Consider the following 26,646-nt stretch of genomic DNA (forward strand, 5'->3'; position numbering starts at 1 on the left):
GCGGCGCGCCACAGGCCAGGACACAGGCGATCGCTGCGACGCCTGGCAGCAGCGCCGCGCCTTTCGCCGGACGTCGCCTGCGTGGTTATGGCCAAGGCGGCGCCGCGCCGCCGGGCGCGGGCCCCCGGACCTGCATGACGATTGCGCGGGCGCGCCTCACGTAACTGGCGTGCAGCGCCGGTCCATCGGGCGCCAGCCGGCAACGCCCCCGGAAGCCTGACTGCAGGCACAGATGGTACAGCTCTATCTCACGGGCATGTCGCTCGCCTGCGAGCAGCATTTGCTCAAGTAGGGTGAAGAAGCGCTCGCCGCCCCACGCATCGCCGAACATCACCGTGACCATGCTGCGCTGGCCCCAATTGCTCTGGCGGCCCCATTTGGTGTCGAGCACGGCGTCGTCAGCGGTCGCAGCCAGACCATAGGCGGCGCACTGGATGCAGGACGCGGTCTCGCCGCTGTCAGTCAGGGTGGCGATGAAGGCATGCAGCGCCGCGCTGATCGCGCCATGGGCGTGTTCGACATCGCAATGGGGCGTCCGGCGCGCCTTATCGATCAGAATGAGCGTTGGCGCCGCCGCCGCCAGCAGCGGATTGTGGGCAAACACGCAGGCGGCGGCCTCGGCGAGGCGGAGCGGCGGCGCGGCCATGGCCGCAAGAGGCTGGCGGATCGCAAAGCCGCTGACGCCAGTACAAGCGTGAAGCATCGCGTTCATGCCGGCGTCTCCGGAAGGGGCGGCGATATGCGGCGAGCATCCGTCTGACCCGGCTGACGGAGCGCCCACAATTCCATGCACAGCTCCGGGAAGTGTCCCGACAGGTGCAGGCCAATGGCGCCGCAGGCGGCGACGCCGGCCCAGATCGGGCTGCTGGTGTCGATCTCGAAGAAGACGGCGCCGGGGCGCAATGGCGCGCGCGGCGGGGGGCCGTCGAGCAGGCGCACCCGGGCGCCGGGCAATTGCGCATTGACCAGCTGCGACAGTTGCGACGCCGGGCCTATTTTCACCAGCGCCGGAAACATCTGGGCCGTCGCCGCCTGAGGCTGGGCTGCCCGCACGGCGAGGATGAACCGCGCCGTGGACCACAGGGTGGGTTCGCCCAGGGCACCTGTGCGCATGCCATAATTTTGATCGATCAGGGCGATCTGTACGGCGCTGTCGGCTGCCGTTGCGCCGGGCGTCCGCCTGAGCGCGGCGAGCACTGGCGCGAAACAGGCGGCGAGGTCATCGTGCCGGTAGGCCGGGAAGGGCGGGGGTGGTTGATCTGGCGGGGCGAAAACCTCCAGCGCCCCGGCGAGGCGGACCAGCTCAGCGTAGAGTCGTTCCGGGTGTAGGGCGGGCAGGGCGGCGAGGTGGTCGAGCAGACGGGCGGCGGCGTTGAGGGTTTGCGCCAGCAGCAGATCAGAGGCCGTGCTGGCGTCAGCGCCCTCGACCTGCCCGGTGCGCAGGGTTTTGGCGTGGCGGCGCAGCAGGCCGCGAACCTCATCGAGCAGCCCGGCCAGGGTTCGGGACGCGGCGACGCACAGCAGCGGCGGAATGAACGCCGTGTCAAGGCGAACACCGCCATCGGGCCCGATGTCGCGAATGCGCGCCACGGCGAGGTGGACGAAACCGTGCAGGTCCGCGTCGCCAGCCCGCAAGCTCAGGCGCGGCGCGGCGATCTGGATGTCGGCGGCGGCGGCGGTCCGGCTGGTGGCGTCGCGCAGCGCCGCCGTGGCGCAGACAAAGCGGGTCTGCGCCGCCATATCTTCGGCCACGGCGAAGTCCACGCCATCCGCCTGCTGCACCGGCACGCACAGATAGATGGTTGCGTTGGCGAGGCTGGGCGCTGGTTGCAGCGGCTGCAACGGCCCGACATCCTCCGGTATCTGGATTGGGGCGCCGTCCGGAAGCACGCCGTCGGCTTCGGCCAGGGGGATCTTGCCGAGCGCCAGTAGCGCTATGTCGAGCCGCAGACGGCGCCAGCCCCAGCCCCACGGGGTGATATCCGCCACGCGCTGGCGCAGCTGACGCTCGGCGTGCCGGTCCGCCTGCTGGAAATGCTGCGAGCGCAGGAACATGCCGTCACTCCACACCACCTTGCCGTGGGCGCTCATGCGACAGTTCCCGGGTTTAAGCGCGCATCGGCGGGCGCCACGTCCTCTGGCGGCGTCGACGCAGCAGCCTGGAGGCTGGGCAACAGCAGGTCACGCACCGCCTCGATGCGCAGCGTCGCGCCTGCGGGGTCGGCAGGGTCGAGATGCGCGAGCGCCGCCCGCACCGTGTCCTGGCCGTGGGCTGGCAGGAGCGCCGCGGCGAGCTGGGTCAGAACCAGACCGGCGGCGGCGAGCGGGGCAGCAGCATCTGTGCTGGCGGCGGCGCCTGCTATCACCGCGTCAGTCCACATGGGCGTTGCCGCCGGGCCGCTCGACACAGCCGGCTCGTAAGGTCCAGACGCGTCTGGCGCCGGGTCTGGCCAGCCAGAGAAGGGCATTGCGCCTGGCGCGAACATCGGCGCCATGACGCCATGGGGCTGGGTTGAGGCGACCACCGGCGCGCAGTGCGCGGCCCGCGACGGCGCGGCGGCAAGCGGCTCACCCCATGGCGGCGCGTTGGTCGGTTGCGGCGTCACTGGCATGGCCCATTCCGGCGGCCACAACACGGCGCCGGGCTCCGCCATTGGCGGCGACCTATGGCGAGGAGCCGCCTGTCGGCCTGGCTGAGGCGCAGGTCCTGTCAGACAGGCGTGCAGGCTCCACGCGCCAAGATGCGCCACATCGCCGTCGGCGATGGCATGGGCGCAGCCTGTGGCGAGCGGCGCGTGCCGGTCATTGATCCGCACCCCGCCGGACGTGAAGCTGACCAGAATGAAGCCGCCATCGCGCGGGCAGATGACGCAATGGCACGGCGCGAGCCGCAGCCCTGGTCCTGCGGGGATCTCCCAGTCATTGCCTGGCGCGCCGCCAATCCACAATGGCGCGTCACAAATGGTCGCTGTGGCGATGACCCGGCCGCCGTAACCTTGTGCGCGGCTTTCGGCCGTCAGTCGCAACTGCGGCGCTGATCCGGACGGTTCTCCCGCCGACACCTCCGTCCATGACGCAACAGCGCCACGACCGACGTCGCCGCCTTTGTTCATCATCGCCCCTGCTCGCCGGGCGCGCGCTATAAGGCCTGGCATCAGTTGATCCGCACCAGGCCGCCGCGCAAGGTTAGCGTGGCGGCGCCAGACAGGCTGGCGGTTGGGGCGGAGACGGTGACATCCTGTGCGCCCTGAAGGGTGATGGCGTTGGCGGTGATGCTGACGCCGTCGCGGGAGATCACCAGCGCATTGCCGCCCACGCTGAGCGTGATTTCTGTTGCGGCGGTCAGCGTCACCGCGCCCTGGTCGCAGCGCATGGAGATATCGCCCTTGCCAAGGCAGATCTGGTAATCGCCCTGTTCGACGCTCAGGCGCGCGTCCTTGTCACGAACCACCGTGGCCAGGCTGGCGCCGACGCTGACCATGCGGTCACCCGCCACACGCAGGATGTCGTTGGCGCCAATATCGCGCTCGCAATCCCGTTGGGCGCGCAGCACGACTCTCTCGGCGTCACGGGTGTCATCCACATAGAAGGCGCTGTGATCTTCGGCGCCGCCGCCGGGGGTAGAGCGGCTGCGAAAGCCGGTGATGGCCTTGCCTTCTGGCGGCGGCCACGGCAAAGCGTTCTGGCCGTTGGGCGCGGTGGCGGTGACCATGGGCCGATCCGGGTCGCCGTCGACAAAGCTGACGATCGCCTCGGCGCCGACGCGCGGCAGCGCCTGGCCGCCCCACTGCCCGTGGCTCATGGTCTGGGCGACGCGCACCCAGCAGGAGCTGTGATCGTCGCCGGCGCCCAGGCGATCCCAGGGAAATTGCAGCCGCACCCGGCCATAGTGGTCGCAGAACACCTCTTCCCCTTCCGGGCCGACCACGCGGGCGGTCTGGACGCCGGCGATCACCGGCTTTGGCAGCGGCGCGGCGCGACAGGGCCGGTCGGCGGGCATGCAGGTGAATTCGTTGCGGTATTCAGCCTGCGCAGATTGCGCCTGATCGCGCTCACGGTCCTGCGCCACGTGGCGCAGATGGGTGACAACGAACGCCGGCTCATCGTCATCGGCATCGGCCAGCAGGAAGCGGCCGCCAGGAAGCAGCCCTACGCAATTCGACTGGCCATGAGCAGTCACGCCTGCGCACTCGAGCGCTTCCATGCGTCGCCGGGCCGACGCTTCACCCTCGGCCTTGTCGGGGTGGCCGCCAGGAAAGGCGTAGATCTCGAGGCTCTGGTCCGGGTTGGCGCTGGGCGCCGCCGCGCAGCTCGCCGTCAGATCGCTCTGCGGCGTCTCGAAATTGTAGTCGCCCAACGTGGCGCGGCCTGTCGACAGGCGATGGTGCAACCGCCAGTCATCGACCCCCGTGAGGCCAGATGCGCTGGCGCGCCGCTGGAGCGGACTATCGGGGCAGTCGGCATAGCCGGCCGGCGCATCGGCCAGCACCAGAGTATGGTCAGACGTTGTGTGTTCGAAATAGAAGAAAACGCCAGCGTCGAACCAGATGCGGCGCAGGAAGTCGTAATCGGTTTCATTATACTGGACGCAATAGGGACGCGCAGTGCGCGCTGCGTCGCTGACAACGCTGCGGAACGGGCCGCCGCCGCGCTGCGCCAGCAGCGCTTCGGTGATCTGGATGACGTCTTCGTTCTGAAACACCCGGCAATCAGCGGCGCGGCTGAGCAGCCACAGCGATGGGCGCAGGGTCAGCGTGTAGCCATAGCGGCCCCACCCGTCAGCTGCGCCGCGCGCCATATCGGTGACGACGCCGTGCAGGACACGCGCGCTCGTGCTCCGGCCGTTCAGCGTCACTGCAAGAGGCTGGCCGAGCATATCTGCGGCCGCCAGCCGCTGCGTCGACACCGCCTCAACCGTGAAGCTGAACAGGTCATTGATCATCTCCTCGCCGCACAGGGCGAGCGCGTGCAGCACGCCGTCGCCTAGCGGCGACGTCAGCGTCAGCAATGGCGGGTTGTTGTTTGCAGACACGACGGGGCTTCCTGCTCGGCGCCAGACAGGGGGTCCGCCATGGCGGACCGTGAGGCCCGCCGATGGCGGGGCAGCCGCCTCAGGTGGAGGTGGTGGTCGACAAATCGTAGGAGACCGTCACAGGCGTGCCCGCCTTGTTGTCGTGCCCGAGCGGGGTAAACTTGAATTCCAGCTTGGTGAAGCTGATAGACAGGGATTCGGTGGGCCGCTCACCGCCTGTCGATACGTTATAGGAGGAGATCAGCGCATCGCTCAGCGTATAGGTGCAGTAAGACACGGCTGAATCGGCATGGGTCGTGACGTCGATGGTGACCTCAACGCCCTTTTTGCCGCTGCATGCTTCGGTGAACAGCTTGGTTGAGGCGCAATCCATGGCCTTGACCAGCTGGACCTGCGAGATGTGCGTGCGGCCGGACACGGGGTTGTGCGTCGACCCGGCGAGCGCGACAACATCGCGGCCCGTGCCCCAGTTGAGCTGGATGACGTCAATCCAGTCCTTGTGCTTGTCGTGGGTAGCTTCGCCGTTGACGTCGCCATACTTCATGTAAATCGCCATCGTCGTCCCTGTCCTCGCGCTGGGTTGCTGCAGGATTGCGGACCGTAAATTCTCGGCAATTCTACGCAATCACCAAATCTGGATGGTGTATATAGACGTCGCGGCTGTATAGATGGCCGCTTGTACGTAAAAGTACAGATGGATGACGCGAAATGCCGGGCGATGGGGGCGGTGTTGCGCGACGGATCGGGGCAGATGGTCGCCGCGTCGCGCGCCAGAAGTCCGGTTTGTCGCGATCTCGTCGATCGCCCCACACCGCGGGGCGCCGGTGGCGGTCCGCCTGAACAGCCGGTGTCTGGGTCGGATTTTGCGACGCTGAGCCTTAAGGCAGGACAGCGTCCCGACGGATCTGTCCGCTAACGCAGATGTCGCGGGGCTTGCGGCGCTGGTTGCGACGGTTGAAGCTGGGTCGCCAAAGGAGACGCAGATGGCGATCGGAGACAGGGGGCGGCGTGGCGTGGCGAGAGGCCTGACGATTGTAGCGATCGCCTGTGCGGCCACGGCGTCCGCCGCCAGCGCGCGCGAGGAGCCGGTGTGGGATCTGGCCAGCCAGCGCGGCGCCAGCCGGGATTTTAACGCCGCGCCGCCCAATGCGCGCGGCCAGACGCCAGCCTTTGCTGGCCAGACCCGGGCGCCATTGATCGCAGATGACCAGCGGTTGCAGGCGAAGGTCATCGCCAGGGGACTGGCGCATCCGTGGGGCATGGCTGAACTGCCGGATGGGTCGTGGCTGGTCAGCGAGCGGGAAGGTGGTTTGCGGCGCATTATGATGAAGCCGGACCGCGCCAGCGGCATGGCGTCGCCGCCAATAAAGGGCCTGCCGCCGGTCGATGCGCGCGGCCAGGGCGGCCTGCTCGATGTCGCGGTGCGCGATGACTTCGCCGCCACGCGACGGGTGTGGTGGAGCTATGCCGAGCCGCGGGGCGACGGCATGAACGCCACCGCCGTCGCCACCGGCGTGTTGTCGCCAGACTACAGCGCCCTCCGTGAGGTGAAGGTGATCTTCCGCCAGCAGCCGGCGTGGCGCTCGACGCTGCACTTTGGCTCCCGCCTCGTGTTCGATCGTAGCGGCGCGCTGTTCGTCACCACGGGCGAGCGCTCCCACAGCGCGCCGCGTAAACTGGCGCAGGATTTGAGAACCAGCCTCGGCAAGGTGCTGCGCATCACGCCCGAGGGCGGGGCCGCGCCGGGCAATCCGGCGATCGGCGGTGGGCTGCCGGAGATATGGTCATATGGTCATCGCAATGTGCAGGCGGCGACGCTGGGACCAGATGGCCGGCTGTGGACCGTCGAGCACGGCCCGCGCGGCGGCGATGAGCTGAACCAGCCGCAGCCTGGCAAGAACTATGGCTGGCCGATCATCAGCTATGGCCAGGAATATAGCGGCGCGGCGCTAGGCGAGGGCCTGACCGCCAAAGCTGGCATGGAGCAGCCGGTATATTACTGGGACCCGGTGATCGCCCCAAGCGGCATGGCGTTTTATGACGGCGCGCTGTTTCCGCAGTGGCGCGGCAGCCTGCTGGTCGGCGCCCTGCGCGGTGAGGCGCTGGTGCGGCTGACGCTGGGCGGCGACCGCGTCACTGGCGAGGCCCGATATCTCAGCGGCATCGGTCGGGTGCGCGATGTCGCCGTGGCGCGCGATGGCGCGGTGATGCTGCTGACCGACGCTGATGATGGGGCGCTGATCCGCGTCACGCCCGCCCCCTGAGCTGTGGGTCCGCGCCGCCGCGAGGGTTCAGCGGCGGCGGCAGGCGCGCCCTGACCGTTGCAGCCGCGCCCATTCTCGCTCTATGACGCAGCAGGAGCGCGCGGAATCAGGCTTTCGCCGCGCCAGCACGCATGCAGCGCAGTTCCTCCCGCCAGGCCGGGGGGCCAGACGCGGCCCAGAGGAAACGTACAATGTCGCACTACACCGAAGAACAGAACCTGTTCCGCCAGTCCTATCGCAAATTCCTGGAAGCCGAGATCGCCCCAAATATGGAGCGCTGGCGCCAGAATGGCATCGTTGACCGCGAGGCCTTCACCAAGGCCGGCGAGCAGGGCTTCCTGATGATCTGGCCGGAAGAGAAATACGGCGGTCTGGGCGACAGCGACTTCCGCTATGAGCAGATCATCATCGAAGAGACCACGCGGGCGGGCGTCGGCGAGTGGTTCAACACCCTGCACAGCCGCCTCGTCGGCACCTATTTCGAGCGCTTCGGCACCGAGGAGCAGAAAGAGCGCTTCCTGCCGAAATGCGCGACGGGCGAAACCATCCTTGGCATCGCCATGACCGAGGCAGGCGCAGGCTCTGACCTTGCCGGCATGCGCACCACGGCGGTCGACGCTGGCGACCATTACGTGCTCAATGGTTCGAAGACCTTCATCTCCAACGGCATCAACGCCGACGTGATCATCACCGCCGCCAAGCTGGGCACGGCGACCGAGCGTCATTCGATGGTCCTGCTGATCCTCGAGCGCGGCATGGAAGGTTTCGAGCGCGGCCGCAACCTGAAGAAGATGGGCATGCCGGCCCAGGACACCGCCGAGCTGTTCTTCAATGACGTGAAGGTGCCGAAGGCCAATGTGCTCGGCGTGCCGGGCCGTGGCTTCTACCAGCTGATGGAAGGCCTCGCTGAGGAGCGCCTGATCGCCGCCGTCGGCAACGCCGCCAACGCCCGCCGCGCCTTCGATCTGACCCGCGCCTATTGCCTCGATCGCAAGATCTTCGGCAAGAGCCTCGCCGACCAGCAGAACACCCAGTTCCGCATGGCCGAGATGGACGCCGAAATCGACCTGGTGCAGGTCTATGTCAACCATTGCGTCACGGCGCTGAACGACGGCCGCCTCAACGCCAATATGGCCGCCAAGGCCAAGATGATCGCCAGCGAAGTTGAGTGGAAAATGCTCGACCTCGGCGTGCAGCTGCACGGCGGCCACGGCTATATGGATGAGTTCCCGATCAGCCGCATGTTCACCGACGCCCGCATCAACCGCATCCTCGCCGGCAGCTCGGAAGTGATGCGCCTGATCATTGGCCGCGACGTGTTCTCGGACAAGTATCAGAGCATGCTGGACTGACACTGGCTGCGGTGACGACGTGCACGCCCGGTTCATTGCGGATCGGGTCGGGCGCCCGTCTTATACCAGGATGCGAAGATGCTGACGCATCCGCATCCAGACATGCTCAGGCGCTGCAAGGGCTTAACCAGAACCCGATGAGTCATACTCATCGGGTTCTGGTATTATGCCAGATGTAGCCGACGTCGGACGCCAAATGGTGTCCGTCGGTCGCTTTGGCGATGGCGAAACCAGATAGTCGGGGCGTCGGATCAGGCCGGGAGCGGCGCCGACTCCCTGGCTTCATTCATTCTCCGTCCGTCCCTGCGGATAAGAGATGATCGACAGATAGCGGATGGGCAGGGTGACCAGTTCGATGGGGCCGTGCGGGGCGTCGGCGTCGAAGAACAGGCTGTCGCCGGGTTGCATGTGGAAGGCGTCGTCGCCGTGGCGGTAGACCACTTCGCCCTCCAGCATGTAGAGAAACTCCATGCCCCCGTGCTGGAAGGTCGGGAACACGTCTGACTCGCCGGTGAGGTTGATCAGATAAGGCTCGACGGTGACGCCGCTGGTGTTGCCGCCGATGTGGCCGAGCAGGCTGTACTGGTGGCCGGCGCGGGTGCCGCGTCGCTCAAGTTCCACGCCTTCGCCCGCCTTGACGAACACTGCGGCGCGCTTTTCCTCATAGCCCCGGAACAGGGTGGTGATCGGCACGCCCAGCGCCCGCGACAGCGCCTGCAGGGTGGTCAATGACGCGGAGATGTTGCCGTTTTCAATTTTCGACAGCATGCCGACTGACAGGCCGGTGTTGGCCGACAGTTCCGCCACAGTAATACCGAGCTTGCGCCGCAGCGCGCGCACCTCATGGCCGATGGCTGTTTCGAGATTGTTGGCCTTGGGCTCGCGCACGGCGTGCGGGTTCTGCTTCAGGCGGGCGATGGCCTCGGCGTTGCTCTCGCTCTTGTCTGGCACGGGAGGCTCCTCGGATACGGAATGCGGCGGCGCTATGCCATCGGGGCCGCATGATCCTGCACAGGTCGCCTCGACATCGCCTGGCGCCGCTTGCATGACATCTGATGGATGCCATGGGCAGAAAATGCGTTCAAGGAATAATTATTTCGTATGGAGAAATTTGCGGCGTGTCGGTCGGGTCGTCATTCCCGGGGGGAACGCACCGGGTTGATACCGTGCAGCCTTGCCGTTGCGAGGGCAGGAGCGGGCGCGCCATCGGGCCAAACCCGGAGCTGCCAGAGCGGCAGGCTATCGGCGCCTAATTTGCTGGCGAGGCCAATTCATCGGGGTGCAGCCAGATAGCTCGTGATAAAAGCTATATTACTTGTCTATCAAACTGTAGCCTTTCCTTTTCCGCAATTGAACTCCTGCGCCGCCAGACCGGCATTGTCCGACCGTCGCTCATGTTTTGCCGGTGCGGCGCCCGCATGCGCGCATCGTCTGCTGGGCGTCATGGCGCATATATTTGCGGCGCCTGCTGACTGTTCAGCAGGCGCCGCAGTTTTATTTGACGTTGTTCCATGGCGTCAGCTCCGCACTAATTCGCTCGACAGCAATCGACGCCTGGCGCGCCTTTGGCGTGCGTGTCGCGAAGCTAGCGAGGTGGGAGATGACAAGAGCGAGGATTTGGGGCGCATCGGCGCTGGGGCTATTGTGCGCCGCGCCGGCGTTCGCTGCGGAGACTGCAAAGCCGGCGATAAATGGCGCCGATACGGCTTTCGTCATCATGTGCGCCATGTTCGTCATGTTGATGATGGTTCCCGGCCTAGCGCTGTTCTATGCGGGCCTTGGCCGGGCCAAGAACGTGCTGTCGGTGATGACGCAGGTGGTCGCGACCGCTGCCGTGGTCGCCGTGGCCTGGGTGGTGCTGGGCTATTCGCTGGCCTTCGATGACGCCGGCGGCTTCCAGCCGGTCATCGGCGGTCTGTCCAAGATGTTTCTTGCCGGCGTGAGCCAGGACAGCGTGTCCGGCACCATTCCTGAATACGCTTACGCAATGTTCATGCTGATGTTCGCGGCGATTACGCCAGCGCTGATCGTCGGCGCCTTCGCCGAGCGCATCCGTTTCTCGGCCGTCCTCATCTTTATGACGCTGTGGCTGCTGCTCAACTTCGCGCCGATGGCGCACATGGGCTGGAGCGCCAATGGCTGGGCGTTCAAGCTGGGCGCGCAGGATTTTGCCGGCGGCAACGTCGTGCACCTCAACGCTGGCATCGCAGCCCTGGTCGCCGCCATCATGATTGGCCCGCGTCTGGGCTATGGCACGACGATGATGGCGCCGCACAACATGACCATGACCAGCACCGGCGCCTGCCTGCTGTGGGTGGGCTGGCTGGCGTTCTGCGGCGGTTGCGCGCTTGCGGTGAACGGCTTCTCCGCCATGGTCATGCTGAACACCGTCCTCGGCGGCGCGGCTGGCGCGCTGGGCTGGATGGCCACCGAGCGGCTACATCGTGGCCGCGCCAGCACCCTTGGCGCCATGTCGGGCATGGTTGCGGGCCTTGTCGGCATCACCCCGGCTTGCGGCTTCGTCGGCCCCGGCGGCGCGCTGGTCGTCGGCTTCGTCTCGGCTATCCCCTGCGTCTGGGCGGTGGAATCGCTGAAGCGCAAGTTTGGCTATGACGACGCCTTCGACGTCTTCGGCGTGCACGGCGTCGGCGCCGTCGCCGGCGGCGTGCTGACCTCGGTGTTCGCCCTGCCAGTGCTTGGCGGCGTGGGCTTCGCCGAAGGCCGTGACCTGTTCTCGCAGCTCGGCGTCCAGGTGTCGCTGATGGCGTTCAGCGCCGTCTATGCGGCGATCAGCACCTATATCTGCCTGAAGATCGCTGACGTTCTGGTCGGTCTGCGGGTCAATGCTGACGATGAGCAGATGGGCCTCGACCTCGCCTCCCACGGCGAGCGCGGCTACCGTCTGAGCGAAGAGCAGATGGGCGAAAGCGTTTACGCCAGCCACGCCGGCGCCGAGCCTGTGGCCGCGCTGAAGCCTGCCAGCGCAAGCTGAGAGGAGGCGCCTGGCGTCAGTCTAACGACGCACGTCAGGCGCTTGCCTCTACCCTTGGGTACAACGCTCAAAGGCCCCACGCTGCTGCGTGGGGCCTTTGTCATGCGAAGATGCGGCAGGGGGCGTTGCAGAGCAAAGCGGCGCCAGCTTCTCTCCGGCCAGTCGCCAGCGGCGCGTCATCCGCCCATACCTTTGGAGTTGTGTCCTTCCTGGCCCATTGGAGCCCCACGCGACAGCGGGGTAAGAGAAAGGGTCGGCCATTTCTGGGCGCGGCTTGACAGGGCGATGGCCTGCTGGCGCTATCGTCGCCGGACACCGCCCCCAATCCGGTATGCGCACCGCCGTCCCTGCCTCTACGGATCAGGATGATGGACGATACGGCCATTGCGGCGATCGCCTTTGGGCGCGCCGCCCCCGGTATTTGCGTGCGTGACATCAAGGCGGCGCATGATTTCTACGCGGACGTGCTTGGGTTCACCAAGGTGTTTGAGAATGGCGCGCCGGTCGGCTTCATGGTGATGACAAAGGATCAGGCGGAAATTCATCTTAACCTGAAGCCGGACCATCGCGCCTCAACCGTCAATGTCATGCATCTGTTTGTGAGCGACGTTGCGGCGCTCTACACGCTCTGCACGGCCGCCAATGTCCGGATTATCAAGGGCCTCAAGGACCAGGAGTACGGTCAGCGCGCCTTCGTGCTTGCAGATCCCGACGGTAACCGCATTGATGTTGGCGAGCGGACCAGCGCCGGCTGACCGTAGGCGTAGGCGTGGCCCCTGGCGTCAGGCGTCGCGCGCTAACGCTACAACTTTTGCGCAGTCATGGGTGAGCACTTCCGCTGACTGATAGCAGGATGCGAAGAGGCTGACGCTTCCTCATCCCGAAATGCTCAGGCGCTGCAATGGCTTAACCAGAACCCGATCCGTCATGCGCATCGGGTTCTGGTCTGACGCGCGCATCGGCGCACAAATCCAGCAAACCGTGATCCACCCGAGCGCTTGCGGCGTATTGGCGGAAAGCGCGCAAATATTGCGGCTCATCTTCGCGGAGACGCGTGATGCTGAAGGGTGGAAACGAACGGGCGGCGCAACGCGCCGCCAGCGTGTCAGGGATATTTTGGCAAAACGCTGTCGCGCCATGGCGTGCTGCGTGGGCCCTATGCACCGCTTTGGGCGCAAGCAACCAGTTGCTCATGGGGGGCTGGGTCCGGCGCTATCCAGTGTATGGGCGGGGCGCGACATCGGCATTGCAGCGCAGCCGTATCCTGGCGCGCGCCCGCATTGTCCTGGCCGATGGCGCCGTGGCCTATGAAATTCGACTGCTATGGCCGCAGCCGCCAGAGGGCGAAGCGGTCACTGCGGCAGGCTCCGCGCAAGCCAGGATGGCGCTGGTGCTGCTGGATATTCGCAATGCGCTGGCGCCTGGCGTCAGCCGGGTGGCGACCGGCTGGCTTAAGGTCGAGGGCGGCATCGCCTCGTGCCGGATCGCTGATCTCGATCCGCTGGCTCCGTTGATTGGCGTCGAGACCCTCGTGTTTGACCTGCGGCGGGGCCGCGTTGTCTGCCATGACTGGGCCGAGGGACATTTCGCCGCGCTATGGCGCACAACGGGGTCGCGTAGCGGCTGCGTTTCGCAGGTCGCGACTGCATCAGCATCCTGGCGACCTCGCGTGACGTGAAAAGGCGCGGGCATCCCGCGCCTTCCCCAGGCTCCTTTCAGTGCAGCCGGCTCATACCAGGATGCGACGATGCTGACGCATCCGCATCCTAAAATGCTCAGGCGCCGCACGGGCTTGATCCGCACCCGCTGAGACATGCCCACCGGGTGCTGATATCAGAACCCGAGAGCCGAGCCGTCCTTGCGCTGGTCGGAGCCGCCGTGCAGGAAGCCCTTGTCGTGATCGATGAAGATCGCCTGGGCGCCGCCGAGCGGGGCCGAGGCGGTCTGCACCTTGTGGCCGATGGCGGTGAGCTCCGCCGCAACCTCGGCGCTGATGGTGGTCTCCAGATCGAGCACGCCGCCGAAGGAGAAGCTGCGTGGCGCGTCGATCGCCTCCTGCACATTGAGGCCGCGGTCGAACACGCCGGAGATGAATGCGGCGTGGCCTGCCGCCTGATACTGCCCACCCATCACGCCAAACGGCATGATGGTGCGGCCCTGCTTGCGCACCATGCCCGGGATGATGGTGTGCATCGGGCGCTTGCGCGGCGCGATGGCGTTGGGATGACCGTCGATAAGGCGGAACGACGAGCCGCGGCTGTGGAACAGGATGCCGGTGGCCGGATCCAGCCGGGTCGAGCCAAAGCCGTTGAAGATCGAGTTGATGAACGACAGGGCGTTGCCGTCGCGATCAACGCAGGTGATGTACACGGTGTCCTTGTGTTCGGGCTCGTTCCACAGCGCCGGCTTGAGCACGCTGTCCATGCGGATGCGTGCGCGCAGCGCGGCGGCGGTGTCCTCGCTGAGCAGCGTCTCCACCGGATAGGGCAGGGTGGACGGGTCCGAGATCAGCGCGTCGCGGTGGTAATAGGCCAGCTTGGCCGCCTCGGCGTGCAGGTGGATACGCTGCGCCTGCGGCGTGCTGTCCGAGAGGTCGAAGCCCTTCAGGATGTTCATCATCATCAGCGCCGCGAGGCCCTGACCATTGGGCGGGCACTCATAGACGTCGACGTCGCTGTAATGGATCGAGATCGGCGTGACATAATCGGCGCCATCGACGGCGCTTTCAAAGTCTTCCATCTCGTGCAGGCCGCCGATGCTCTTCAGATAGGCGACCGAAGAAGCGGCGACATCGCCGGTGTAATAGGCCTTTGCGCCGTGCTTCGCGATCAGCTTCAGGGTTTCGGCCAGCGCCGGCTGGGCGTGGCATTCTCCCTTGGTCAACGCCACGCCCTGCGGCAGGAACAGCGCGCCGGCGTTGGGGTCGCGCGCCACATTCTGCGCTTCAACCGCCCAGTCGAGGGCGACGCGACCTGTGACCGGATAGCCGTTCTCGGCATAGCCGATGGCGCGCTGCAGCAGGCGGCCAAACGGCAGCTTGCCATAGTCGCGGTGCAGCTTCTCCCAGGCGGCGACGGCGCCAGGCACGGTGACGGCATGCGGACTGAAGCGCGAGATCTCCGTGAGGCCTTCAGCCTTGAGCCGGTCTACGGTGGCGGCGGCCGGGGCGCGACCCGAGCCATTCATGGCGATGACCTCGCCGCCGGCCGGGGCATAGAGCGCGAAGCAGTCGCCGCCAATGCCGGTCATCAACGGGTCGACGACGCACTGCACGGCGACGGCGGCGAGCACCGCGTCAACGGCGTTGCCGCCTTCAGACAGGATTTCGAGGCCGGCGGCGGTGGACAGGGGATGCGATGTCGCGATCATCGCCTCGCTGGCGAGGGCGGGATCGCGGCCGGGCCTGAAAAAGTCTCTCATGGGTCTCGTCCTTGTCGGTAGTTTGGGTCAGGCCGGTGTCAGGAAAGCGGGTTCAGACAGGCGACGCTGTGCCCCGGAGACAGGGTCTCAAGGGCTGGATCAATCTTGCGGCAGGGCGCCGTCGCCGCCGGACAGCGGGTGGCGAAGCGGCAGCCTGGCGGCAGATTGATGGGGCTGGGCGCCTCGCCGGGCAAAGGCGGCGGGATGGGGGTGAAAAACTCCGGCGCCGATACCCGCAGCGCGCGGGTGTAGGGGTGAGCGGGCGCTTCCAGAACGTGACGGGTTGGCCCCATCTCCACGATGCGACCAAGATACATCACGGCGATGCGCTCGCACAAATAGGCAGCTACCCCTAGGTCATGAGTAATAAACAGCAATGTCAGGCCCATATCGCGCTGTAATTCGCGCAACAAGGTCAACAATTGCGCCTGCGTCGATACGTCAAGACCAGAGACGGCCTCATCGGCGATCAGCACCGAGGGGTTGGAGGCGAGGCCGCGGGCGATGGCGACGCGCCGCACCTGGCCGCCGGAGAGCTGGCTGGGAAATCGCTCGGCGGCGTCGGCGGCGAGACCAACCCGGGCCAGTAGCGCAAGGATGCGGGCGTCGCATTCTTCCGGCGCGCAGATCTTGTGATGCAGCAGCGGCTCGCGGATCAGATCGGCGACGCGCAGGCGCGAGTTCAGCGAGCCGCGCGCATCCTGATAGATCATCGCCACATCGCGGGTGAAATCGTCGCGATCCTGGCCCTCGAGCTGGGTGATCGACTTGCCGCGAAACAGCGCGCGCCCGTCGGAGGCGTCGGTCAGGCCAAGCAGCACACGCAGCAGCGTCGACTTGCCCGAACCGGATTCACCCACCAGAGCGACGCTTTCGCCCGCTTCCAGCGACAGGCGCACGCCATCCAGCGCCGCCAGCCAGGCTGGCTCCGGGGCGCTCAACCACGACTTGCGCTTGCCGGCGACCTTGTACTTCTTCTCGACATCCAGAAGCTCGAAGATAGCGCTCATGGGCGGTCCTCCAGGTTCCAGCAGGCGACCTTGCGGCCATCAACCTCGGTCAGCGGCGGCTTGTCGTCGGCGCACTTCGGCAGGGCGCGTTCGCAGCGGGTGCAGAAGCGGCAGCCCTTCGGCATGGCGTCGAGCGGCGGCACGCCGCCCTGCGGCGCGACCAGCTCCTGGGTCTCAATTTCGAGCACGCAGGACTTCAGCACCTTGGTGTAGGGGTGCAGCGGCCGGCGCAGCACCGCGTCGCATGGCCCGGTCTCCATCACCTGGCCGGCGTAGAGCACGACGATGGAGTCACAGGCCTGGGAGGCCAGCGCCAGATCGTGCAACACGAAGATGCAGGCAGCGCCGCGCTTGCGGGTCTGCTCAAGGATAAGCCGGATGATCTGCGCCTGGATGGTGACGTCCAGCGCGCTTGTCGGCTCATCGGCCAGCAGCAGCTCCGGGTCGCAGGCCAGCGCAATGGCGATCATCACACGCTGCTGCATGCCGCCAGAGAGCTGGTGCGGAAAGGCGTTGAGGCGGCCCTCCGGGTCATTGATGCCGACGCTCTTCAGCAGCTCAAGCGCCCTGTCCCGCGCCGCCTGCTTCGACAGGCCATTCAGCCGCCGCAGCGGCGTCATCAGCTGGCTGCCCACGGTGTAGCAGGGGTTCAGGGCCGCGCCAGCATCCTGAAAGATCATGGAGATGCGACGACCGCGCAGCGTGCCCCAGGTCTTCTCATCGGCGCCAGCGAGATTGGCGCCGGTATCGTCATAGGTGATGACGCCGTCGGCCTTAACCTCCGGCCCGTCGATCAGCCCCATCAGCGCCATGGCGATGGTCGACTTGCCGGCGCCGGACTCGCCGACCAGCGCCACGGTTTCGCCCTTCGGCAGCGTGAAGCTGACGTCGTCGAGCACGAGGCGCTTGCCGCGCCGCAACGAGAAATGGTCGAGGGTCAGTAGGGGCGCCATCGCCGTGGCTGACGGTGAGGAAACGGCTGTGGCGGTCATCCTGCGCTCCTCAGCTTGGGGTCAAATTCTTCACGGATGCCGTCGCCGAACACGGACAGCGACACCAGCAGGATGGTCAGCGCCGCGCCAGGCGCGCCGGAGATCCAGGGCGCGAACGAGACGAAGCTGCGACCTTCGGAGATCATCAGCCCCCAGTCCGGCGTTGGCGGGGCCACGCCGATGCTGAGGAACGACAGGCTGGAGGAGACAAGGATGGCGTCGCTCATACGCAAGGTCAGCTGCACTGCGAGCGGGAAGATGACGTTGGGGATGATGTGGCGAATGACGATGCGTCCGCGCGGAATGCCCATCAGCTGCGCCGCCTCGATGTAGCCCTGGGTCTTCACCTGCATGACGTCAGCGCGGACGATGCGGGCGAAGGGGCCGATCATGGCGATGCCGACGGCGAGGATGACCTTGTCGACGCCCTGGCCGAGGATCGAGATCAGCGCGATGGCGGTGATCAGCGCCGGCAGCGCCAGGATGGAGTCGACGAGACGCATCAGCGCCCATTCGACCCGGCCGCCCATCAGGCCGGCGGTGAGGCCGACGGCGAGGCCGCCGAGCGCGCCGATCAGCACCGAGAAGAAGCCGATCGCCAGCGCCGTGCGCCCACCGTAGATGATGCGCGACAGCAGGTCCTGGCCGAAGCTGTCGGTGCCGAGCCAATGGGCGGCGGAGGGCGGCGACATGAACGCCGCCATGTCCTGGGCCGTGGGGTTATAAGGCGCGACCCATGGGGCGAAGATCGCCGAGAGCACGAAGGCCGCCGTGACGAGGAAGGACAGGGCGAAGAACGGCCGCCGACGTCCACGCGCCACGATGCGCGACAGGGCGGAGGGTTGGGCCGGGCGCAGTGGCGCGGAGGGTGCGGTGATAGCCGTCATCGGGACCTCAGGCGCGGATCAATCAGCGGGTAAAGAAGATCGATCACCAGATTGGTGATGACGAAGATGAGGGCGGCGGTCATGACGCCGGCCTGGACGATGCCATATTCACGCGCCAGCACCGCGCGGGTGATGGTCTGGCCCATGCCAGGCAGCGAGAACACGGTTTCGGTGAGCACGGCGCCCTGGACCAGTTGGCCAATCTGCAGGCCAATCACCGTTACCAGCGGCAGCAGCACGTTGCGCATGCCGTGCACCCAAATGACGCGGCGCATGGGTTCGCCACGGGCCCGGGCGGCGGCGATATAGGGCTGGCCCATCACCTCGACCATGCTGGCGCGGGTGACGCGCATGATCATGGCGATGAAATAGGCTGACAGCGTCACCGCCGGCAGAACCATGTGATAGAGCGCGCCGAGCGGGTCCTCGAGTGGCGAGACATAGCCCATCACCGGGAAGATCTGGAAATAGACGCCAAAGCCCCAGATCAGCAGGATGCCGAGATAAAAGCTCGGAAACGACGTGTTGGTCAGCACGAAGATGGCGGAAATATTGTCCCAGACGCTGCCCTGGCGCACCGCGGCGAGCACCCCGAGGGGGATGCCCAGCACGATGGCCAGAAACAGCGAGCACGACGCCAGCAAAAGCGTGACAGGAAGGGCTTCCATGACGACCATCTCAAAGATGGGCGCACGGCCAACAAACGAGTTTCCCCAGTCCCCGACAATAAAATCACCGGCCCACCGCAGATACTGTTCGTAAAGCGGACGGTCGAGGCCGAGCTGTTTCACCATGGCCGCATGGGCCTCGGGCGAATAGTCCGAGCCAAGGCTCATTTCGACCGGGTCGCCCGGCGCCATCTTCAGCAGGCTGAAGCTGGCGACCGAGACGATGAAGAGGACGACGAAGGTTTGCAGAACCTTCCTGAACGCAAATGTCAGCATGCTAGCATCAGTCCAGACTGACCGTGTGAAGGTTGAGCAGATCCACCGGCACGTATTCGAAGCCCTTCACCTTGTTGGAGAAGACCTTGAAGATCGGCATGTGGGTCAGCAGCGCGATCGGCGCGGTCTCCAGCAGGATGTCCTCGGCCTGGGTGTAGAGCTTCTTGCGCTCGGCCTGATCGAGGGTGGCCTGGGCGGCGGCGCACAGCTCGTCGAACTTCGGATTGCTCCAGCCCCAGAAGTTCCACGGACCGCCAGTCTTGAATTCCGGGAACAACGTCTCATCCGGATCGAGGTCAGCTTCCCAACCGAAATCGAGGATGTCGAAATCGCCTGAATTGCGGCGGCTGACCCAGGCGGCGCGCTCCAGCAGTTCGATCTTCGGCTTAATGCCGATCTTCTCCAGCATCGGCAGCGCCGTCTGGGCGATACGCGAGCCGAAGCTGCCCTGCTCGGAGACGATGAACACAGGCTGAATGACGCCCTGGTCGGCCACCTTGGCCCGATAGGCCTTGGCCTTCTCCAGGTCGAAACGCTGGCCGCGACCGCTCTTTGCGACATTCGGGTCGTAGAAATCGGTCATGGGCGGCGAAATCGGCGTGATCGCCGGAATGCCCTGGCCGAAATAGGCCTGGCGGATCATCACGTCGCGGTCCAGCGCATAGGCCACGGCGAGACGCAGGTTCGGATCAGCGAACGGACCCTTCTTGCAGTTCATGCCGAGGAAGAAGTAATTGCCCTCGATCTCGCCATAGACCTTGAGGTTCTTGTTGGCCTTCATCTGCTGCACGAACATGGGCGGGCAATCGCTCATGCCATGCACCTGGCCGGACAGCACCGCCGCCGCAGCGGTCGAGGCCTCGGGCATCAGGCGGATGGTGACCTTGTCGAGCTTGGGCAGACCCTCCTCGAAATAATTCGGGTTCTTCTCCAGCTCGATCGTGGCGTTCTCGCGCCAGCTGACAAACCTGAACGGGCCAGTGCCGACGGGGTTGCGGCCATAGTCCTTGCCAAACTTGGCCACGGCGGCCGGCGAGACGATGGTGCCGGCGCGGCCGGTCGAGCCCGTGAGCGCCACCGGCAGGAAGGCGTAAGGCTTGCTAAAGGTCAGCTTGATGGTCAGCGGATCAATGATCTCGATCTTTTCAAGCAGATCAAGCTTCCACGCATGCGGCGACTTGGGCTGGCCCTTCGCCACCCGCTCCAGCGAGAACTTCACCGCTTCGGCGTCAAATGGCGTTCCGTCGTGGAAGGTGACGTTGGGGCGCAGCTTGAAGGTGTGCACCTTGTCGTCGGCGATCTCCCAAGTTTCGGCGAGATCCGGCACGAAGGCGACCTTCTTGCCGTCATAGGTCACCTTCAACAGGCCGTTGTGGATGTTGTTGATGATCTTGATGGCTTCAGGGAAACCGGTGAAATGCGGGTCGAGCGTATCGACATGCTTCACCCAGGCCAGATTGATGTGCTGCGGGCTCTTCGCCGCAGCGGAAGAGGAGCCGAGGCCAAGGCCGGCGCTGGTGGTGGCGGCGGCAGCGGCGGCGAGGCCGGTGCCCTTGAGGAAGCCGCGACGGCTGAGGTCGGCGGTCACCTTCTCCATCAGAATGGACTTATGGTCGATCTTTGTCACTGCTTTACTTCCCCTCTTGCATCTGTTTCGTGGCGGTGTGCGCGTTTCTGCAATAAAAGCGGGACACGTGACCCAGTAGTTTCCGGTTTAACCTCCTGCGAAAATCGACCAGAACATCCGGAGCGCGGTGACGCCGAGGAACACGGCGAACAGGCGCTTGAGGAGCTCGGGGCGAATGGCATGCGCCATGCGTGCGCCCTGGCGGGCCATGACGACGGTGATCGGGAAAATCAGCGCTGCGGCGAGCAGATTGACGTAGCCGAGCGAGAATGCGGGGCGACCTTCGACGCCCAGCCCGCCCCAGATGAAGCCGGCGGTGGCGGGAACGGCGATGACGAGGCCGAAAGCTGCGGCGGTGCCCACCGCCTTGTGCACCGGATAGTTGAAGGCGGTGAGCAACGGCACCGACAGCGTGCCGCCGCCAATACCCATCAGCGCCGAGACAAAGCCAATGAAGCCTGGCAGGCCGGCGCGACCAGCTGCGCCCTGCGGCAGATGCTCTGCAATGACCAGCTTGCGCGGCAGCAGCATGTTGATGGCCACCAGCACGGCGATGCAGGCGAACACCAGCTTGAGCTGCGCGCCGTCGATATAACGGGCGGCGACGCCGCCGGCGCCGGCGGCGATGAACATCGCCGGGGCCCAGCGCCGCAACAGCGCGAGGTCAACGGCGCCCTTGTTGTGATGGGTGCGGATCGATGCGATCGACGTGGCGATGATGGTCGCCAGCGAGGTGCCGACCGCCACATGCATGGCGACGCCGGGCGTATAGCCGAGCATGTCGAGGACAAAGGAGAACACCGGCACAATGACGATGCCGCCGCCGACGCCGAGCAGGCCGGCCAGCAGGCCAGCGGCGACGCCGGTCGAGACAAGGGCGGCCGTGAGAACCGCAAAAGACTGGAAGGTAAGGATCATTGCCGCAGAAACTTTGCATGCCGGTGCTTGGATGTGTATTATGCTGGTGGCATATGTATACAAACGACAAGATGAAATTCTGATCAGGGTGGGCGATGCTGATTAATTCTGCGGCAGTGGCCGATGATGGAAGCGAGCGCGTCGCCGAGATGCTGTATGCGGCGCTGGTGGATCAGATCGTTGAAGGCGTGCTGGCCCCTGGCGACGTGCTGAGCGAGCTGGGGCTGGCGGCGCGCTTTGGCGTGTCACGCACGCCGGTGCGCGAGGCGTTGCAGCGGCTGATGATGGCGGGGCTGGTGGAGCGCGGCCCGCGTCGGGCCCTGCAGGTGCGGCGGCTGGTGTTCACCGAGCTGAGTGATTTGTTCGAGGCGCATGGTGAGATCGAATCGCTGTGCGCCCAGTTCGCCGCCTTGCGCATGACGGCGATGGAGCGGCGGTTGCTGGCCGAATGCGTTGAGGAGGGCGAGGACGCTGCGGCGCGCGAGGACAATGACAGCTACACCGGGCTGAACGCCCGTTTCCACAGCATATTGCTCGAAGGCGCCCACAACGCCAGCCTGTTTGAGATCAGCCATAATCTCGGCCTGCGCACGGCGCCCTATCGTCAGGCGCAGTTTCGCCAGACCGATCGCCTGCACGCCTCGCAGACCGAGCATCGCCGGGTGCTGGAGGCGGTGTTGAATGAGAATCCGCGCGACGCCCATGTCGCCATGCTCGACCACATGACCGCCGTGTCGCTGAACGTCACCCGCATGCTGAAACGCGGGTGAGTGCCCAGGTTTTGCGCAGGGCGCCGCACGAGACGGCGCTGGCGCCTGCGCGCCGCTGATATTGCCGCGCCGCCTTGTGGCGGAACGCTGTTAGGTTGGTCCCCGGCGGGGCAGCGCGTCGGTATTGCACGCGGGCTTGCCACGACTGGCCGGGCTCCTTGCCGCCAGACGACCACGTCCGGTGGTTCGCGAGGGACCAGATCCAGGAAGTTACGGAGTGAAGACCAGGGCTGACCCAGGGTCGAGGCTCCGGCGGTTTGATCGTGGGCGGCTGCGCAGAACGCATGACGCACAGGCCTGGCGCGCCCGCGCCGGCATCAGGACCACCAGATGACGACAGATGATGCATGTGGCGCCCCTGTGGCGCGCAGCGGCTTTCGCGCCCGGCTCGGCGGCGAGACCCATGTCTTTGATGATTTAAAGACCCTTATGGCCTGCGCCTCGCCACCACGGTCTGGCGATGAGCTGGCGGGTCTGGGCGCCGACAGCGACGCGCGCCGTGTGGCGGCGCGCATCGCGTTAGCCGATGTGCCGCTGGCGCGGTTCCTCACGACGGCGCTTGTGCCCTATGAGGCGGATGATGTGACGCGGCTGATTATCGATAGCCATGACGCAGCGGCATTTGCACCGGTGTCGTCAATGACCGTGGGGCAATTTCGCGAATGGCTGCTGGCCTGGGACACCGACGCCGCAGCGCTCGCGGCTGTGGCGCCAGGTCTGACGCCGGAGATGGTCGCCGCCGTCTCCAAACTGTGCCGCAATGGCGACCTGATCCAGATCGCCGCCAGGGTTGAGGTGGTCACCGGCTTCCGCACAACCATCGGGCAAAAGGGGCGGCTGGCGTCGCGGCTGCAGCCCAACCACCCCACGGACGATCCGGTGGCCATCGCCGCCGCGACCATCGACGGCCTCCTGATGGGGGTGGGCGACGCCGTCATTGGCGTCAATCCCGCGACCGACAATGTCGAGGCCTGCACGCGCCTTCTGGTGATGCTGGACGAGCTGCGCCAGCGTTTCGCCATTCCGACCCAATCCTGCATCCTTTCCCATGTCACCACCTCGATCGAGGCGATCAATCGTAGGGCGCCGCTCGATCTGGTGTTCCAGTCGATCGCCGGCACCCAGCTCGCCAACCAGAGTTTTGGCGTGACGCTGGATCTGCTGGCCGAGGCGCAGGCGGCCGCCCTGTCGTTGCAACGTGGCGAGGTGGGGCAGAACGTCATGTATTTCGAGACCGGCCAGGGCGCGGCGCTGTCAGCCGGCGCCCACCACGGCGTCGACCAGCAGACCGTGGAGGCGCGCGCCTATGCGGTGGCGCGCGCCTATAATCCGTTGCTGGTCAATACGGTCGTCGGCTTTATCGGGCCGGAATATCTCTTTGACGCCAAACAGATCATCCGGGCCGGTCTCGAGGATCATTTTTGCGCCAAGCTGCTCGGCGTGCCCATGGGCTGTGACGTCTGTTACACCAACCATGCGGAAGCTGACCAGGATGACATGGATAACCTGGCGTTATTACTGGCCAATGCTGGCGTGAGTTTCGTCATCGGCGTGCCGGGGGCGGATGATATCATGCTGAACTACCAGAGCCTGTCGCACCATGATGTGCTGCGTCTGCGCCATCTGCTCAACCTGCGACCGGCGCCAGAGTTTGAGGCGTGGCTGCAGCACATGCAGATCGCCGACGCCTCTGGCCGGACGCCGCCGACAGCGCCGGGCGCGCCGCTGCTGTCGCACCTGCTCGCCTCAGGAGGTTTGTGATGGGTGATGTTGCGCTTTACGATTTGCTGCGCCAGCGCACCCATGCCCGTGTCGGGCTGGGGCGCGCGGGCGACGGGCTGCCCACGCAGGAATTGCTGGCGTTTCAGGGCGCCCACGCCATGGCCCGCGACGCCGTGCATGGCCAGGTGGATTTTGCAGCCATCGCCGCGCGTCTGGCGCCGTGGCCCGCGCTCACCGTGCGCAGCGCCGCTCCCGATCGCAGCAGCTATTTGCGCCGTCCCGATTTGGGGCGTCAGCTCGCCGATGGCGCAGCGGCTGTGTTGCCGCATGGGCCGTGGGATCTGGTGGTGGTCATCGCCGACGGCCTGTCATCGCGGGCGGTGGAGCGCCATGGCGCCGCCACAGCCAGGGCGGGGATCGCCGCCCTGGCGGATTTCAACATCGCGCCAGTGGTCCTGGCGGCGCAGGGGCGGGTGGCGATCGGCGATGACATCGCCGCCGCCATGGGCGCCCGCATGGCGCTGGTGCTGATCGGCGAGCGGCCGGGGCTGTCGACCGCCGATTCACTGGGCGCCTACCTCACTTTTGGCGCGGCGCCTGGCGCGCGCGATCACCAGCGCAATTGCGTCTCCAACATTCACGCCCAGGGCCTCGCGCCAGAGGTCGCGGCGGCCAAAATCGCCTGGCTGGCGCGGGCCGCGCTGCGCCTCGGACTGACTGGCGTTGACCTGAAAGAGGCCGCGCCTGACGCCGCGCTGACGTCGGTGGCGTCGTCGCTGCTGGAAGGCTAACCGCCAGAATTTAGCCGGTCGGCGGGGAGCGCCCGTGCCGCCGCTCCATAACAGCGCGCCTACCGCCTGTGGTGCGCCGTTTTGCCCCCGTCATGGTCGGGCTTGACCCGACCATCCACGTCTTCGGTTGTTGGGCGTATTGCGCCGGTAAACGCGTGGATGCCCGCGACGAGCGCGGGCATGACGGCTTGGGTTGGGGCTGCTTGGGCCGCGCGTGATCGCCAGCCTCGCCGCACCGTGGCGCCAGCCACCTCTACCGCATGGCCATTTTGCCGCCGTCATGGTCGGACTTGACCCGACCATCCACATCTTCGGTTGTTGGGCGCGTATTGCGCCGGTAACGCGTGGATGCCCGCGACGAGCGCGGGTATGGCGGCTTGGGTTGGGGGCTTCTTGGGCCGCGAGTGGTCTCCAGCCTCTCCGCGCCGTGGCGCCAGCCTGCCGCCTCCGCAGCGCCATTTTGCCTGCGTCATGGTCGGGCTTGACCCGACCATCCACGTTTTTGGCTGTGGGGGGCGTGTTGCGCCGGTTACGCGTGGATGCCCGCGACGAGCGCGGGCATGAGGGCTGGGGTGGGGCTGCTTGGGCCGCAAGTGGTCGCCAGTCTCGCCGCGCACGGCCCGATCACCCATGCCTTCCGGTCTGCTCTGGCGTCTGGCCCCGTTCTTGCGAGAGGCGGCACGGGGGAGGGCGGCGTGTTTCCTCAAGGTGAGCGTTTGCGCCGCTGTGGGGGGCGGCGCGCGCCGCAGTGAAACTCAGGCGCCGATGTATTGGGCAGATGACGCTGCAAACTGCTCATGAAGCGCTCAATTGTTGCTTGCAGCCTAAGCTGTTCTGCGGAAATTTTTGCCACTCAGGAAACTTTTATTCTTTTTAGTTGAATCCGATGGCGTTCCCTGCAACCTTCACTTCAACAAGTTCACACGAAAGGCGCTAACCCATGTGCGGCATTGTTGGGCTGTTTCTGAAGGACAAGGCGCTGGAGCCGCGCCTTGGCGCATTGCTCGCAGACATGCTCGTTACTATGACTGATCGCGGCCCAGACAGCGCGGGCATCGCCATTTACGGCGGCGGCGCTGAAGGTGTGGCCCGGATTACTGTGCAGACGTCGAATCCGGCTGAGGATTACGCTGGACTCGGCGAGAAGCTTGCTTCTTTCGTTAGGGAAGCTGACGTCGACGTGCGCGACACGCACGCCATCATCACCATCGCCGCCGATCGCGTTGAAGCGACCCGCGCCGCGCTGAAGCAGGTGGCGCCGCAGCTGCGCATCATGAGCGCGGGCGAAAACATCGCCATCTTCAAGGAAGTCGGCCTTCCCGAAGACGTGGTGAAGCGTTTCGACATCGCCAGCATGTCGGGCACCCATGGCGTCGGCCATACCCGCATGGCCACCGAATCCGCCGTCACCACCCTGGGCGCTCACCCGTTCTCGACCGGGCCTGACCAGTGCCTCGTGCACAATGGCTCGCTGTCGAACCACAATAATCTGCGCCGTCGCCTCAAGGCTGCGGGCATGGCGTTCGAAACCGAAAATGACTCGGAAGTCGCCGCCGCCTTTATCTCGGCGCAGATGGCCGAGGGCCACAATCTTGGCAACGCGCTGACTTCGGCGCTCGACCAGCTCGACGGCTTCTTCACCTTCGTCGTCGGCACCAGGGATGGTTTTGGCGTGCTGCGCGACCCGATCGCCTGCAAGCCCGCCGTGATGGCCGAGACCGACCAATATGTGGCGTTTGGTTCGGAATACCGCGCGCTGGCCAATCTGCCGGGCATCGAGACCGCCCGCGTCTGGGAGCCGCGCCCGGCCACCGTCTATTTCTGGGATCGCGCCGCCGCCTGATCCCGTCTCACTGACGCGCGGCCGCCGCAGCATGGCGGCCGCCCTGATCCGCGATTGACGCAGCCGCCGCGCCGCCTTGGCG

General features: G+C 66.0%; 24 protein-coding genes. 9 read left to right on the top strand and 15 right to left on the bottom strand.

What is annotated here, in order from left to right:
- Positions 1–85: 85 nt before the first annotated feature.
- The 5 genes from icmH to AC6A67_RS13900 form a co-directional block, all read right to left on the bottom strand.
- Positions 86–712, bottom strand: coding sequence for a type IVB secretion system protein IcmH/DotU (gene icmH / locus AC6A67_RS13880; RefSeq protein ID WP_498037148.1), 627 nt, complete (start codon positions 710–712; stop codon positions 86–88).
- Positions 709–2,091 carry a type VI secretion system baseplate subunit TssK gene (gene tssK, locus AC6A67_RS13885; protein ID WP_498037149.1) on the bottom strand — a complete coding sequence of 461 codons (1,383 nt, stop codon included), beginning with the start codon at positions 2,089–2,091 and terminating at the stop codon, positions 709–711. The genes icmH and tssK overlap by 4 nt, the downstream gene beginning before the upstream one ends.
- Entirely contained in the window at positions 2,088–3,116 is a 1,029-nt protein-coding gene (locus tag AC6A67_RS13890; protein ID WP_498037150.1) for a hypothetical protein, read from the bottom strand. The genes tssK and AC6A67_RS13890 overlap by 4 nt, the downstream gene beginning before the upstream one ends.
- 38 nt (positions 3,117–3,154) lie before the next feature.
- On the bottom strand, positions 3,155–5,032 hold the full coding sequence (locus AC6A67_RS13895) for a type VI secretion system Vgr family protein (RefSeq protein ID WP_498037151.1): 1,878 nt from the start codon (positions 5,030–5,032) through the stop codon (positions 3,155–3,157).
- Between the two features lie 79 nt (positions 5,033–5,111).
- On the bottom strand, positions 5,112–5,588 hold the full coding sequence (locus AC6A67_RS13900) for an Hcp family type VI secretion system effector (protein WP_498037152.1): 477 nt from the start codon (positions 5,586–5,588) through the stop codon (positions 5,112–5,114).
- 427 nt (positions 5,589–6,015) lie between these two features.
- Here AC6A67_RS13900 and AC6A67_RS13905 point away from each other — a divergent pair, with 427 nt between their 5' ends.
- Positions 6,016–7,296 (top strand): PQQ-dependent sugar dehydrogenase, encoded by a 1,281-nt coding sequence (locus AC6A67_RS13905; protein ID WP_498037153.1) that lies wholly within the window; start codon positions 6,016–6,018, stop codon positions 7,294–7,296.
- Positions 7,297–7,487: 191 nt separating this feature from the next.
- Positions 7,488–8,648: an acyl-CoA dehydrogenase family protein gene (locus AC6A67_RS13910; protein WP_498037154.1), complete on the top strand. Its 1,161-nt coding sequence runs from the start codon at positions 7,488–7,490 to the stop codon at positions 8,646–8,648.
- Between the two features lie 282 nt (positions 8,649–8,930).
- On the opposite strand, the gene AC6A67_RS13915 is transcribed toward AC6A67_RS13910, so the two are convergent.
- Together AC6A67_RS13915 and AC6A67_RS13920 are read right to left on the bottom strand one after the other, a co-directional pair.
- Entirely contained in the window at positions 8,931–9,599 is a 669-nt protein-coding gene (locus tag AC6A67_RS13915; protein ID WP_498037155.1) for a helix-turn-helix domain-containing protein, read from the bottom strand.
- A gap of 543 nt (positions 9,600–10,142) precedes the next feature.
- A complete protein-coding gene (locus tag AC6A67_RS13920) occupies positions 10,143–10,385 on the bottom strand; it encodes a hypothetical protein (protein WP_498037156.1) in 243 nt (80 codons plus the stop codon).
- Here AC6A67_RS13920 and AC6A67_RS13925 point away from each other — a divergent pair.
- Together AC6A67_RS13925 and AC6A67_RS13930 are read left to right on the top strand one after the other, a co-directional pair.
- The gene (locus AC6A67_RS13925; RefSeq protein ID WP_498037157.1) at positions 10,375–11,640 is read left to right on the top strand and encodes an ammonium transporter; all 1,266 of its coding nucleotides are present in this window, start codon (positions 10,375–10,377) and stop codon (positions 11,638–11,640) included. The two genes, AC6A67_RS13920 and AC6A67_RS13925, sit on opposite strands and share 11 nt — an antisense overlap.
- Positions 11,641–12,008: 368 nt before the next feature.
- Positions 12,009–12,395, top strand: a complete 387-nt coding sequence (locus AC6A67_RS13930) for a glyoxalase superfamily protein (protein ID WP_498037158.1) — start codon at positions 12,009–12,011, stop codon at positions 12,393–12,395.
- Positions 12,396–12,515: 120 nt separating this feature from the next.
- On the opposite strand, the gene AC6A67_RS13935 is transcribed toward AC6A67_RS13930, so the two are convergent.
- Complete coding sequence (locus AC6A67_RS13935; protein WP_498037159.1) at positions 12,516–12,779, bottom strand: hypothetical protein; 264 nt, start codon at positions 12,777–12,779, stop codon at positions 12,516–12,518.
- 107 nt (positions 12,780–12,886) lie between these two features.
- Between AC6A67_RS13935 and AC6A67_RS13940 the strand changes: the two genes are divergently transcribed.
- Positions 12,887–13,318, top strand: coding sequence for a hypothetical protein (locus AC6A67_RS13940; protein WP_498037160.1), 432 nt, complete (start codon positions 12,887–12,889; stop codon positions 13,316–13,318).
- Positions 13,319–13,473: 155 nt separating this feature from the next.
- Here AC6A67_RS13940 and AC6A67_RS13945 read toward each other — a convergent pair whose 3' ends face one another.
- From AC6A67_RS13945 to AC6A67_RS13975, 7 genes are all read right to left on the bottom strand, one after another.
- Positions 13,474–15,060, bottom strand: a complete 1,587-nt coding sequence (locus AC6A67_RS13945) for a gamma-glutamyltransferase family protein (protein WP_498037161.1) — start codon at positions 15,058–15,060, stop codon at positions 13,474–13,476.
- A gap of 38 nt (positions 15,061–15,098) precedes the next feature.
- The gene (locus tag AC6A67_RS13950; protein WP_498037162.1) at positions 15,099–16,070 is read right to left on the bottom strand and encodes an oligopeptide/dipeptide ABC transporter ATP-binding protein; all 972 of its coding nucleotides are present in this window, start codon (positions 16,068–16,070) and stop codon (positions 15,099–15,101) included.
- Positions 16,067–17,062, bottom strand: a complete 996-nt coding sequence (locus tag AC6A67_RS13955; RefSeq protein WP_498037163.1) for an ABC transporter ATP-binding protein — start codon at positions 17,060–17,062, stop codon at positions 16,067–16,069. Before AC6A67_RS13955 ends, AC6A67_RS13950 begins: the two co-directional genes overlap by 4 nt.
- Entirely contained in the window at positions 17,059–17,949 is an 891-nt protein-coding gene (locus AC6A67_RS13960; protein WP_498037164.1) for an ABC transporter permease, read from the bottom strand. Before AC6A67_RS13960 ends, AC6A67_RS13955 begins: the two co-directional genes overlap by 4 nt.
- Positions 17,946–18,893 carry an ABC transporter permease gene (locus AC6A67_RS13965; protein ID WP_498037165.1) on the bottom strand — a complete coding sequence of 316 codons (948 nt, stop codon included), beginning with the start codon at positions 18,891–18,893 and terminating at the stop codon, positions 17,946–17,948. The genes AC6A67_RS13960 and AC6A67_RS13965 overlap by 4 nt, the downstream gene beginning before the upstream one ends.
- 7 nt (positions 18,894–18,900) lie before the next feature.
- Positions 18,901–20,520, bottom strand: a complete 1,620-nt coding sequence (locus AC6A67_RS13970; protein ID WP_498037166.1) for an ABC transporter substrate-binding protein — start codon at positions 20,518–20,520, stop codon at positions 18,901–18,903.
- Between the two features lie 87 nt (positions 20,521–20,607).
- A complete protein-coding gene (locus AC6A67_RS13975; protein ID WP_498037167.1) occupies positions 20,608–21,438 on the bottom strand; it encodes a sulfite exporter TauE/SafE family protein in 831 nt (276 codons plus the stop codon).
- Positions 21,439–21,533: 95 nt separating this feature from the next.
- Between AC6A67_RS13975 and AC6A67_RS13980 the strand changes: the two genes are divergently transcribed.
- The 4 genes from AC6A67_RS13980 to AC6A67_RS13995 all read left to right on the top strand — a co-directional run bounded on the left by AC6A67_RS13980 (position 21,534) and on the right by AC6A67_RS13995 (position 26,564).
- The gene (locus tag AC6A67_RS13980; protein WP_498037168.1) at positions 21,534–22,208 is read left to right on the top strand and encodes a GntR family transcriptional regulator; all 675 of its coding nucleotides are present in this window, start codon (positions 21,534–21,536) and stop codon (positions 22,206–22,208) included.
- 330 nt (positions 22,209–22,538) lie between these two features.
- Positions 22,539–23,969, top strand: coding sequence for an ethanolamine ammonia-lyase subunit EutB (locus AC6A67_RS13985; RefSeq protein WP_498037169.1), 1,431 nt, complete (start codon positions 22,539–22,541; stop codon positions 23,967–23,969).
- Positions 23,969–24,721 carry an ethanolamine ammonia-lyase subunit EutC gene (eutC, locus tag AC6A67_RS13990; protein ID WP_498037170.1) on the top strand — a complete coding sequence of 251 codons (753 nt, stop codon included), beginning with the start codon at positions 23,969–23,971 and terminating at the stop codon, positions 24,719–24,721. Before AC6A67_RS13985 ends, eutC begins: the two co-directional genes overlap by 1 nt.
- Before the next feature lie 940 nt (positions 24,722–25,661).
- Positions 25,662–26,564: a class II glutamine amidotransferase gene (locus AC6A67_RS13995; protein ID WP_498037171.1), complete on the top strand. Its 903-nt coding sequence runs from the start codon at positions 25,662–25,664 to the stop codon at positions 26,562–26,564.
- Positions 26,565–26,646 lie beyond the last annotated feature (82 nt).

This window comes from Camelimonas sp. FR25 (genome assembly GCF_059740505.1).